This is a genomic window from Sediminicola sp. YIK13 (assembly GCF_001430825.1).
In the GTDB taxonomy this organism is placed as follows: Bacteria; Bacteroidota; Bacteroidia; order Flavobacteriales; family Flavobacteriaceae; genus Sediminicola.
Map to the genome: position 1 here is coordinate 747,970 of NZ_CP010535.1, position 11,674 is coordinate 759,643.

Annotated in this window: 10 protein-coding genes; 8 read left to right on the top strand and 2 right to left on the bottom strand. The window is 40.4% G+C overall.

Annotated features, from left to right (window positions below; all coding sequences use genetic code 11):
- Positions 1 to 106 precede the first annotated feature (106 nt).
- Together SB49_RS03335 and lpdA are read left to right on the top strand one after the other, a co-directional pair.
- Complete coding sequence (locus SB49_RS03335; protein ID WP_062053826.1) at positions 107 to 565, top strand: Lrp/AsnC family transcriptional regulator; 459 nt, start codon at positions 107 to 109, stop codon at positions 563 to 565.
- A gap of 92 nt (positions 566 to 657) precedes the next feature.
- Positions 658 to 2,064: a dihydrolipoyl dehydrogenase gene (lpdA, locus tag SB49_RS03340; RefSeq protein WP_062053828.1), complete on the top strand. Its 1,407-nt coding sequence runs from the start codon at positions 658 to 660 to the stop codon at positions 2,062 to 2,064.
- Between the two features lie 54 nt (positions 2,065 to 2,118).
- Here lpdA and SB49_RS03345 read toward each other — a convergent pair whose 3' ends face one another.
- Both SB49_RS03345 and SB49_RS03350 read right to left on the bottom strand, forming a co-directional pair.
- On the bottom strand, positions 2,119 to 2,352 hold the full coding sequence (locus tag SB49_RS03345; protein WP_082591068.1) for a CDGSH iron-sulfur domain-containing protein: 234 nt from the start codon (positions 2,350 to 2,352) through the stop codon (positions 2,119 to 2,121).
- A gap of 57 nt (positions 2,353 to 2,409) precedes the next feature.
- Positions 2,410 to 3,606, bottom strand: coding sequence for a heparan-alpha-glucosaminide N-acetyltransferase domain-containing protein (locus SB49_RS03350; protein WP_062053832.1), 1,197 nt, complete (start codon positions 3,604 to 3,606; stop codon positions 2,410 to 2,412).
- 128 nt (positions 3,607 to 3,734) lie between these two features.
- On the opposite strand from SB49_RS03350, the gene SB49_RS03355 reads away from it, so the two are divergent.
- The 6 genes from SB49_RS03355 (at position 3,735) to SB49_RS03380 (ending at position 11,671) form a co-directional block, all read left to right on the top strand.
- On the top strand, positions 3,735 to 4,268 hold the full coding sequence (locus SB49_RS03355) for an NADPH-dependent FMN reductase (protein WP_062053835.1): 534 nt from the start codon (positions 3,735 to 3,737) through the stop codon (positions 4,266 to 4,268).
- A gap of 7 nt (positions 4,269 to 4,275) precedes the next feature.
- The gene (locus SB49_RS03360) at positions 4,276 to 5,574 is read left to right on the top strand and encodes an anthranilate synthase component I family protein (protein ID WP_062053837.1); all 1,299 of its coding nucleotides are present in this window, start codon (positions 4,276 to 4,278) and stop codon (positions 5,572 to 5,574) included.
- A gap of 62 nt (positions 5,575 to 5,636) precedes the next feature.
- Positions 5,637 to 6,458: an alpha/beta hydrolase gene (locus tag SB49_RS03365; RefSeq protein ID WP_062053839.1), complete on the top strand. Its 822-nt coding sequence runs from the start codon at positions 5,637 to 5,639 to the stop codon at positions 6,456 to 6,458.
- 13 nt (positions 6,459 to 6,471) lie between these two features.
- Positions 6,472 to 7,779 (top strand): tRNA lysidine(34) synthetase TilS, encoded by a 1,308-nt coding sequence (gene tilS, locus SB49_RS03370; RefSeq protein ID WP_062053841.1) that lies wholly within the window; start codon positions 6,472 to 6,474, stop codon positions 7,777 to 7,779.
- A complete protein-coding gene (locus SB49_RS03375) occupies positions 7,776 to 9,782 on the top strand; it encodes a protein-disulfide reductase DsbD family protein (RefSeq protein ID WP_062053842.1) in 2,007 nt (668 codons plus the stop codon). Before tilS ends, SB49_RS03375 begins: the two co-directional genes overlap by 4 nt.
- Positions 9,782 to 11,671, top strand: coding sequence for a CocE/NonD family hydrolase (locus SB49_RS03380; protein WP_082591069.1), 1,890 nt, complete (start codon positions 9,782 to 9,784; stop codon positions 11,669 to 11,671). Before SB49_RS03375 ends, SB49_RS03380 begins: the two co-directional genes overlap by 1 nt.
- Positions 11,672 to 11,674 lie beyond the last annotated feature (3 nt).

The window sequence follows — 11,674 nt, forward strand, 5'->3', positions numbered from 1 at the left end:
AATATTTATTAGTTCTATAGGAAAATAAATCTATATAAAAAGATATTGATAGATTTTAATTTTGATTATTAATGATCAGCGAACCAAACCATGAATAAGAATCAGGATGAAATTTGACGAAATTGATGTGAGATTATTGGGTCTTTTACAGCAAGACAGTAAAAAGACCACCAAAGAATATGCAAACCAGTTGAACCTTTCAGTTACAGCTGTTTACGAGCGTATAAAGCGATTGGAAAAAACAGGTTGCATTACAAAGTACGTGGCCCTGGTGGATAAAAAAATGGTGAACAAATCATTCGTGGTACTCTGCCATGTGAAACTGGTTCAACACACCAAAGAATTTGTAACCCAGTTCGAGAGGGAGGTACTAAGGCTGCAGGAGGTGGTGGAGTGTTATCACATCAGCGGGGATTACGACTATATTTTAAAAATTCACGTTAGTGATATGGAGGCTTACAGGGACTTTATGGTGGCCAAGCTAACGGCTATAAATCATATAGGGAGTACCCAGAGCTCTTTTGTTATTACAGAAGTTAAGCATACCACAGCAATTCCTATTTAGAGTCCCTTAATAACAGAACTTTGGAAGCTTCAGGGTTTCTAAACCAGAAATTAATACTAATTTTGTGATGTTTTAAAAAATCAAGGATATATATGAGTTCATACGACGTAGCCATTATTGGTTCAGGCCCAGGAGGATATGTTGCAGCGATACGTTGCGCACAATTAGGAATGAAAACAGCAATTATAGAAAAGTACTCCACTTTAGGAGGTACTTGTCTTAATGTAGGTTGTATACCTTCTAAGGCACTGTTGGATTCATCCCATCACTATGAAGATGCGGTAAAGCACTTTGAGGAGCATGGGATCGAGATCCCTGGGGAGATAAAAGTGAACTTGGAGAAAATGATTTCTAGAAAACAATCCGTGGTAGACCAAACCACCAAAGGGATACAGTTTTTGATGGATAAAAACAAGATTGATGTATTTGAAGGAATGGGGAGCTTTAAGAATGCCACCCATATCAATATCGAAAAAAACGATGGTAAATCTGAGACCATAGAGGCAAAGAATATTATTATCGCAACTGGATCTAAGCCATCCACCTTACCATTCATCAAAATAGATAAGGAAAGGGTAATCACTTCTACAGAGGCTTTAAAACTAAAGGAGATCCCTAAGCACATGATTGTTATAGGCGGAGGGGTAATTGGTCTTGAATTGGGACAAGTATATAAAAGATTGGGTTCTGAAGTGACCGTAGTGGAGTTTATGGACCGCATTGTCCCAGGAATGGACGGAGCGCTTTCCAAAGAACTGACCAAGGTTCTTAAAAAGCAGAAAATGAAGATCAACACGTCGCACAAAGTGAAATCCGTTGAAAGGAAAGGTAACGAAGTGATTGTAAAGGCAGACGACAAAAAAGGAGAAGAAGTAACTTTTACGGCCGATTATTGTTTGGTAGCAGTAGGCCGTAGCCCATATACTGCCGGATTGAACTTGGATGCAGCCGGCGTAAAATTAGATGAAAGGGGCAGAGTAGCCGTGAACGATCACTTACAGACCAATGTTTCGAATATATATGCTATTGGAGATGTGGTCAGAGGAGCTATGTTGGCCCATAAGGCTGAAGAAGAAGGAACTTTGGTGGCTGAGATAATGGCCGGACAAAAACCACATATCGATTATAATTTGATTCCCGGTGTTGTCTATACTTGGCCAGAAGTTGCTGCGGTAGGTAAAACAGAAGAGGAGTTAAAAGAGGCAGGGATCGACTTTAAAGTGGGCCAATTTCCAATGAGGGCTTTAGGTCGCGCTAGAGCAAGTATGGATATAGACGGATTTGTGAAGATCCTTGCAGATAAAAAAACAGATGAAGTATTGGGTGTCCATATGATTGGTGCTCGTGTTGCGGATCTAATTGCTGAAGCGGTCACCGCGATGGAATTTAGAGCCTCTGCTGAAGATATTTCTAGAATGAGTCATGCACATCCAACTTATGCGGAAGCTGTCAAAGAAGCTGCCTTGGCTGCTACTGATGACCGGGCACTACATATTTAAAACTAACATGACCAAATTAAAAAATCCCATCGAGCAACTTGATGGGATTTTTTTTTAGTTCTTATGTGATCCGTCGCAATAAGGCGGATTCTTGGTTTGTTTACAAGTACAGAGAAATGCTGTTTTTGCTTCCTCCACAGCAAAGCCCAAAGACGGGGTTGCGTTATTTGCCCTATGTGAGCCATCACAAAAGGGTTGATTGCTGCTATGACTACAGGTACACCAGGCATACTTTTTATCCTTTTCCAATTCTACGGCTATAGGTGCATAAACTTTCTTCTCACTCATAATTATTATTTAGAGCGTAAAAGTAATGGAAAGTAAACCAGTGTAAATAGGAGATGCTTAATTTTTAGCCAATCTAAATAGCTTGATAACGGTCACTCTTACCCTAAACAGAGTATCCTTGATCAATCTAAAAGAGAAGGCTATCCAAGGTTCTGCATTGGTTGAGAGCTGTTGTAACCATTCCCCAGCCTTAGTTTTAATGACAACCTTGTTGTCTTCATATTTTAAGGCGGTGTAAACACAGGCAACCATAAAAATAAGTGCTCCTGGAACCACAATGTAAGGGGATAGGGAATGATGTAAGAAGGCATAAAAGCCTAATCCCGTTAAACTCCCATATAAAATAACGAAGTGTGATATGTAAATCGATAGGGTACTAGAACCAATTTTCAGTACCGTACTGTTCATCATAAACCTTCTAAGGGTCATGAACACTCCAAATACAACGAGCACGTTTCCTAGCCTGATAAACAGATAGTTGTTTTTGTATAGATCTGCAAATAATTGAAGCCCGGTGGTCTGACCCAAATAATTAACGAAAGGCGACGAATAAAATACAAGACTTAATCCGGCGATAAATGCTGTAGTTATCGCTACTGGGTATAGATGTTTGTAATCTTTAAATCTTGTAAAGATGAGTGATAGGAAAGCCCCAAAGGTGGCATATCCGAACCAAGGGAAAATAGTAAATACAGAACCGTTTGCTTTGGTGAAATAATTCGCCAACATCTCCGGCAAGTATATATGATCCATGATTTTATACTGCGGCTCCAATACAAAGAGTATGATAGTAGTGGCAAATAGGATCAATGGAAGCACAAATTTCTTTTTGGTACTTGAAAATATGTAGATCCCGATAATTCCTAAAATGGATAATCCAATACAATGCAATACGTCCACAAGATAGAAAGAACTATAAATCTCCCCCTTCAACAATCCAAAAATATTGGTTCGCAGTAGATATCCTATGAACAACAATTGAAGTCCCCTTTTAATTCCCTTTTTTACCCTAGGGTTCTCCATTCCCTGTTGATCTCCCCTCACCAATAAATACGTGAAAATAAAACCGGATACGGTAAAGAAAACAGGTGCGGTAATTCCCCTAAAATATTGCCAAATGGAAAATGCTAAATTAGAATTGTCCCTGTAAGCGTTGTCTAAAAGTCCATCTACAAAATGTCCTTGTAACATCATAAGAATGGCCCAAGCGCGCATGGCGTCTACAAAGTATAAGCGGTACTTATTGTTTTTCATTTAAGTCACGAATATCAATTACCCTATATACTTGTTAAACAGGGTGTTTGGATGTTTCCGAGTGCAAAATTAGCTAAAAAACTCGCACGTTTGCCTATTTTAGGGTATTTTCGTAAATAAAAAAATACATGGCTACGATCTTGGCATTTGCAGGGAGTAATTCTTCCACATCAATTAACTTTAAATTGGTGAAATATACTTCAGGTTTAATACAACAAAATGAGGTTAAAGTAATGGATCTTTCCCTTTTTCCGGTACCCATGTACAGTGCCGATACTGAGAATGACCATGGTTATCCAGAGGATGTTGTTGGTTTACAGAAAGATATTAAAAATGCAGATGGGTTGATAATTTCTGTCAATGAGCACAACAGCGGGCCCTCTGCATATTTTAAAAATTTAATGGATTGGTTGTCACGGGTAGACAAACGCTTTTTGGAAGAAAAGAAAATATTTCTAATGTCCACATCCCCAGGGAAAAGAGGCGCTATTTCCTCTCTGACCTACGTGAAGGATACACTCCCAAGATTTGGAGGCGAAATAGCGACCACTTTTTCCTTGCCTTCCTTCAATGACAATTTTGATCCCGAGAAAGGAATTTTAGATGGGGAGTTGAAAGTTGAACACCAAGAGGCCTTAGCGGATTTTTTAAAAACCTTATAGCAAATTCTTGCGAACAGAAGTCAATTTTACAGTAGCTGATCTCACAAAGTTTAAGGAAGCCTTATTAAAATGGGCGCAACAGTTCTATGAGGTCGTATGGTTGGATAGTAATAACCATAAAGGACAATACAGCTCCTTTGACGGGCTTTTGGCCGTAGATGCGCTTACGTCAATGGTTACCGATCATCACAATGCTTTTGAGGAACTTAAAACATATCAGGATGGCAGCAAGGATTGGCTCTTCGGGTACTTGTCCTATGACCTAAAAAATGATGTGGAACAACTCTCCTCATCAAATTTTGATGGCCTTGGCTTTGCGGATATGCATTTTTTTCAACCCAAGCGCATCATACGGTTCCAGGGAGGGCAAGTTAATTTTTGTTATCTAAATATGGTGGCTGATGAAATAGAAGAAGATTTCAAAGCCATCACCAATCTATCCCTATTAAGAGATACCGCATCGCCGGCCGATACCTCTATTCACATTAAAATGCGAATTTTTAAGGATGATTATTTCGAAAGAGTACGGCAGCTTTTGGCACGTATTCATAGGGGAGATATTTATGAGGCTAATTTTTGTCAGGAATTTTATTTAGAGGACACCTGTATTGATCCCTTATTGACTTTTCAAAAACTAAATGCTATTTCCAAGCCCCCATTCGCCACGTTTTTAAAATTTAAAGATGTATTCGCCTTATCAGCATCTCCCGAACGCTACATTAAAAAACAGGGAACTAAAATTATTTCCCAGCCCATTAAGGGAACTGCAAAACGGTCTTCGGAGCCAAAAGAAGATGAACAATTGAAGCTCCTTTTGGAAAATGATCCAAAAGAAAGGGCCGAAAATGTAATGATTGTGGACCTCGTGCGCAACGACCTTTCCAAAAGTGCCCAAAAAGGGAGCGTAGTAGTTGAGGAGCTCTGTAAGGTATATTCTTTTGAACAGGTCCATCAAATGATTTCCACGATCTCTGCAATTGTGGACACACACAAAAATCCGGTGGATATTATTAAAGAAACCTTTCCCATGGGCAGTATGACTGGTGCTCCTAAAGTTTCGGCCATGAAAATCATAGAAGAATTAGAAGCAACCAAACGAGGCCTTTATAGTGGGGCTGTAGGTTATTTTACACCGGAAGGGGATTTTGATTTTAACGTGATTATCAGAAGTATCCTTTACAATTCCTCTAAAAACTATGTTTCTTTCTCCGTGGGCAGTGCTATTACGGCAAAGGCCTCTCCTGAAAAGGAGTATGAGGAATGTCTTTTAAAGGCAAAGGCGATGAGGGTAGTCCTGGAAGGCTAGTACAAATAGGCAGGTTACCTTACCAAATATTTGTTTATTTTTAGCTTCAAGCCAAAATTACCATGCACCAAGAATACTTCCTTCCATTTCAAAAATATAAAATTGCCGTGATGTGTACCCAACCCCAAGAGATCTTGGGTGTAGTTGTATTATGCCATGGTTTTGGAGAGCACTACAGGCGGTATTCGCCAGAAGTATTCCCTCTGCTTGAGAATGCCGGCCTTGCGGTGGTGGCCTATGATAATATAGGTCACGGACAATCTGGGGGAAAACGGGGTCACTGCCCAAATTATCGGACCTTGTTGGATATCTTGGAGTTGGTCATCGAACGGGCCGAATCACTTTACCCCACGAAACCCCTTTTCCTTTACGGACACAGTATGGGGGGCAATCTAGTCTTGAATTACGTTTTAAGAAGGAAACACCGCGTTAAGGGCGTCATTGCAACAAGTCCCTATCTACGTTTGGCTTTTGAGCCTCCAAAATGGAAAATCGTTCTGGGGAAGGCAATGCTCAGTATCTACCCGTCTATTACGCTACCCTCAGGATTGGATCCCGAAGGTATTTCACGAATACCAGAAGAGGTTGAGCGCTATAAAAACGATCCGATGGTGCATGATAAGGTGAGTCCCATGTTTTCTTTCCCTGTGATGGACGCTGGGGAATGGGCCATCGCAAACAGTAATGTGTTAAAGGTAAATACGTTGTTGTTGCATGGAACTGGGGATCAAATTATCGATTACAAGGGAACCGTGGCCTTTCATGAAAATGCGAGCATCACTACCTTAAAACTCCTGGAAGGGGGCTACCATGAGCTGCACAAGGACCTTTGTAGCAAAGAAATGCTGGGGCTCATCAATAATTGGTTGGCGCAGCAACTTTGAGTACATTTACGGCGTGCTAGAGGAATTCAAAAATCATATCAAGATTTCTTTTCCCCACTTACGGGAAGGGAAGTTTTTATTGGCTTGCAGTGGAGGCCTCGATAGTGTGGTTCTTACCCACTTATGCCATAGTGCTGGCTTGGATTTTGCATTGGCGCACTGCAATTTTAACTTAAGGGGAGATGCAAGTGATGGAGATGAGGCTTTTGTGAAAAAACTAGCCGAAGATTTAAACAAGGAGTGTTATGTAATAAACTTTAATACAGTAGATTACATGAATAAAAACAAAGTATCCCTTCAAATGGCTGCGCGTGAGCTTCGCTATGATTGGTTCCAAGGATTAATGGAGCAAAAGGGCTGGTCGACTTTGGTTACCGCCCATCATGCTGATGATAACCTGGAAACCTTTCTCATCAACCTTTCCAGGGGAACGGGCATAGATGGACTTACCGGAATTCCCGAAAAAACAGCAAGTATTTCAAGACCCTTGTTGAAATATTCCAGGGTACAATTAGAGGCCTATGCCGAAGAAAGGAACCTGGAATGGCGGGAGGATCTTTCCAACCAGGAAACCAAATATCTTAGGAATAAAATAAGACATCAAATTGTTCCGCTACTAAAGGAATTGCATCCCACTTTCCTAACTAATTTTAGTCAGACACAACATTTTTTGAGGCAGACCTCAGGAATTTCCCAAGACCATATCAACCACTTAAAAGAACAGCTTTTTAGGAAGGACAACGAGGTCATAAAAATTCCAATTTCAGAATTGATGAAACTAAACCCTTTAGAGGGATATTTATATGCGTTGCTCCATGAGTACGGTTTTATGGAATGGAATGACGTAGTATCCCTGTTGACAGCAATGGGAGGCAAAGAAGTTCGTTCCAAGACCCATAGACTGTTAAAGCATAGGGAGTATTTGCTGCTTGAGGAAATCTCCGTTTCCCCAGAGTCGGAATACGCCATAAGAGAAGAAGACAAAGAGTTAGAGGAGCCTTTAAAAATATCTTTTGCTATAGTCGATAAAATCCAAGAGACCGGCAATACCATACTTTATGTAGATAAAGAAACGTTAAAGTATCCCCTGACGGTAAGAAAATGGAGAAAAGGCGACTATTTTTATCCTTTTGGCATGCGTGGAAGAAAAAAGGTGTCCAAATTTTTTAAAGACATAAAAATGGACCAGATTTCCAAGGAAAAGCAATGGCTGTTGTGCTCCGCTGACAATGTAGTTTGGATCATGGGAAAAAGAGGGGATGATCGTTTTAAGGTTACCGACAACACAAAAAAAATATTAAAAATCAGTATACAGGAATGAAGAAGTTTATTACCGGGATTATAGTATTACTAACCCTTACATCGGTTTTTGCCCAAACAGAGGATAATCCAGTAGCTTGGACTTATGAGGTGAAGAAGGTATCAGATACAGAGTATGACCTGGTCATTAAAGGGGATATCCTGGAGGGGTGGCATATTTATTCCCAGTTTACTCCAGAAGGCGGCTCACAGCCAAGTGAATTTACATTTGGAGAGGCTGGCGAGCTATATGAATTGATAGGGGAGACCAAGGAGGGAAAAACCGTAAGGGAATACAGTGATATATTTGGAGTGGACGAGGTTTTCTTTAAAAACAAGGCTTTGTTCACACAGCGTATCAAAATGATAGACCCCAGTGTAGACCAATTGGAAGTTGCTTTATTCTATCAAATTTGTAAAGAAGTATGTATTCCCAAGGATGAAGTTTTTAATATTTCCCTGAGCGGTAAGACCGTGGTGGTGAATGAAAAAACGGTGGATCAACGAAGTATGGCCCTCAGTGAGGCCTTAGTGCTGGACCTTAAGAACAAGAAGATATTAAATGGCGATTCCGATGGCGTGGATATGGGAAGCAGTCTCTGGATGATATTTGGACTTGGATTTCTGGGAGGTCTTATAGCCTTGTTGACACCTTGTGTTTTTCCAATGATCCCACTGACAGTATCTTTTTTCACCAAACAATCACAACCCAAGGCTAAAGGTATAACCAACGCCCTGTTATATGGCTTTTTTATTATTCTGATCTATTTCCTTCTCAGTTTACCATTTCATTTGTTTGATTCTGTGGATTCTCAGATCCTGAATACCATAGCAACCAATGTCTGGTTGAATCTATTTTTCTTTTTGATTTTCATCTTCTTTTCGTTCTCCTTTTTTGGGTATTATGAATTGACTCTTCCTAGTTCATGGGCCAATAAGATGGATTCTGCCTCCTCTAAAGTAGGCGGTGGTTTTGGCATCTTTTTTATGGCTGTTACATTGGCTATTGTATCCTTTTCCTGTACCGGCCCGATCCTTGGCGGGTTATTGGGAAGTACGGCCTTGGCCGATGGGGATGTGGCTACGAATTTATCGATTGGAATGTTGGGCTTTGGGGTGGCTCTGGCCTTGCCCTTTGCTCTTTTTGCCCTGTTCCCCGCATGGTTGAATTCACTCCCTAAATCGGGAGGTTGGATGACGACAGTAAAAGTGGTACTTGGATTTTTAGAACTGGCACTGGCCTTTAAATTCCTGTCAAATGCGGATTTGGTAGGGAATTGGGGGATTTTTAAAAGGGAAATATTTTTAGGGATTTGGATCTTGTTATTTTTGCTGATGACCTTTTATCTTTTTGGAATGTTCCGTTTTCCACATGATGGTCCCAAACAAAAACTATCCAAAACCAGATTGGGTGTGGGCCTTTTAAGTGGAGCATTTTCACTTTATTTAATCTTGGGATTGGCTAAGGTGAGCGACTTAAAACTTTTGAGTGGCTTCCCCCCACCGGAGTTCTATAGTGTTTTTGAACAGGAGAGCGATTGTCCCTTGGGAATAAATTGTTTTAAAGATTTTGATGAGGGATTGGCTTATGCCAAAGAAGTCAATAAACCTATTTTATTGGATTTTACGGGGTGGGCCTGTGTCAACTGTCGTAAAATGGAAGAAAACGTATGGAGCGAACCTGATATTTATCCATTGTTAAAAGAGGATTATGTATTGATTTCACTATACATAGACGATCGGAAACCGTTACCTGAAGATGGGCAGTTCGATTTTAAATATGAATCCGGTAGGGTGAAGACCATTAAAACAGTAGGTGAAAAATGGGGCACCTTCCAAACCCTAAACTTTAATGCGGCCTCCCAGCCCTATTATGTATTGCTTACGCCAGATTTGGAAGTTCTTAACTCTTCCATCCAATATACAGACAAGGAAACCTATTTAAATTGGTTGAAAACCGGTTTAAAAAACTATAGGTCCTTACAGCCAGAAAATCCTTTTAACCAAACTAAAGCCATCAACTAATGAGAAAACATTTAATCCTTCTATTTGCCATCTTCATGGCCGTTTCTTGTAGAAATGTCAAAGTACTGGAAAAAGAGATGCCGGGGGACGCCAAAACGGCCTCGGTAGAAACGTATAAGGCCAAGGAGCATTATAACAAAAAGGAAGTGACCATCACCATGCGGGATGGAATCAAATTACATACCACCATATATTCTCCCAAAGACACCTCCAAAAAATATCCTATCCTTTTTCAACGTACCCCATATAGTTGCAAGCCCTATGGAACTGATGAATTTAAGACACAGATAGGTCCCAACATGAAAATGATGATGGAAGGGAATATTGTAGTCTATCAGGACGTAAGGGGAAGATGGAACAGTGAGGGCGTTTATGATAATATGAGGGCCTATATTCCCAATAAAAAGGAAGGAGAGACAGATGAGGCTTCAGATACCTACGATTCTATTGAATGGTTGGTAAAAAATGTTGACAACAATAATGGTAATGTGGGCATATGGGGCATTTCTTATCCCGGCTTCTATTCTACTTATTCCTTGTTGGATGCCCACCCGGCATTAAAGGCGGTATCCCCTCAAGCACCCATAGGCGATTTTTACTTTGATGATTTTCACCATAACGGGGCTTATTTGTTGAGTTATTGGAGGGCTACTTCTGTATTTGGTTATATGAAGGATACACCAACCAAAGAAGAATGGTATACCTATCCGGAGATTGGGACACAGGATCAGTACCAGTTCTTTTTGGATAATGGACCTCTTTCCAATCTGGATAAATACTATAAAGAGGACAACGTGTTTTGGCAGCAACTAAAAGAGCACCCAGATTACGATGAGTTCTGGCAGAAAAGAGGAATCATTCAGCATTTAGAAGATATAAGGCCTGCCGTAATGGTTGTTGGTGGATGGTTTGATGCAGAGGATCTTTATGGTCCACTGACCACTTATAGCACCATAGAAAAACAAAGCTCCAATTACAACACCATCGTTATGGGTCCATGGAGCCATGGTGATTGGGCTAGGAACAACAAAAGACAGGCCATTGGAAATGTTTATTTTGGAGATGATATTTCCAAATTCTTTCAGGAAAACATTGAAAGTAAATTTTTCAACCATTTCTTAAAAGGTGAAGGGGAGCTAGAAAGTGAACTTCCAGAAGCCTATGTTTTCGATACCGGTACCAAAGATTGGAAACAGTTTGATGCCTGGCCTCCAAAAAACACCAAAAAAGAATCCTATTATCTTCAGCCCAACCAAAGTTTGGGACAAAATGAGGTAAAAGGGAATACGGCCGAGGAATTCATTAGTGATCCCAAAAAACCCGTCCCATATACAGAGGATATAAAAGTGGTATTCACCCCTAGGAAGTATATGACAGATGACCAGCGTTTTGCCGCACGTAGGCCCGATGTGCTGGTTTTTGAAACCGATGCGTTGGAAAATCCAGTGACCTTGGCAGGAGATATTCTGGCAAAATTGAAAGTAGCCACTACTGGTACGGATGCAGATTGGGTGGTGAAGTTGATTGATGTATACCCTGCAGACCATCCCGATTACGAGGAAACACAAGAGTACTTAAAAATGAGCAACTACCATCAAATGGTTCGAAGCGAAGTGCTTAGAGGGCGTTATAGAAATGATTTTTCTAAGCCGGAGGCATTTGTACCCAATAAGGAAACTGCAGTAAATATTAAGCTCCAAGATGTGATGCATACCTTTAAAAAAGGACACAAGATCCAAATACAGATTCAGAGTACCTGGTTTCCCTATATAGATATCAATCCACAGACATTCGTGAAAAATATATTTTATGCCAAACCAGAGGATTTCAAGAAGCAAGCCCATAAGGTGTTCAATAGTTCCCAGGTAGAATTCACCGTTTTAGAATAATAG

Excerpts from the sequence above, each read along its gene's own strand:
- SB49_RS03335 (WP_062053826.1), top strand. The coding sequence starts at position 107 with ATGAAATTTGACGAAATTGATGTGAGATTATTGGGTCTTTTACAGCAA.
- lpdA (WP_062053828.1), top strand. The coding sequence starts at position 658 with ATGAGTTCATACGACGTAGCCATTATTGGTTCAGGCCCAGGAGGATAT.
- SB49_RS03345 (WP_082591068.1), bottom strand. The coding sequence starts at position 2,352 with ATGAGTGAGAAGAAAGTTTATGCACCTATAGCCGTAGAATTGGAAAAG.
- SB49_RS03350 (WP_062053832.1), bottom strand. The coding sequence starts at position 3,606 with ATGAAAAACAATAAGTACCGCTTATACTTTGTAGACGCCATGCGCGCT.
- SB49_RS03355 (WP_062053835.1), top strand. The coding sequence starts at position 3,735 with ATGGCTACGATCTTGGCATTTGCAGGGAGTAATTCTTCCACATCAATT.
- SB49_RS03365 (WP_062053839.1), top strand. The coding sequence starts at position 5,637 with ATGCACCAAGAATACTTCCTTCCATTTCAAAAATATAAAATTGCCGTG.
- SB49_RS03375 (WP_062053842.1), top strand. The coding sequence starts at position 7,776 with ATGAAGAAGTTTATTACCGGGATTATAGTATTACTAACCCTTACATCG.
- SB49_RS03380 (WP_082591069.1), top strand. The coding sequence starts at position 9,782 with ATGAGAAAACATTTAATCCTTCTATTTGCCATCTTCATGGCCGTTTCT.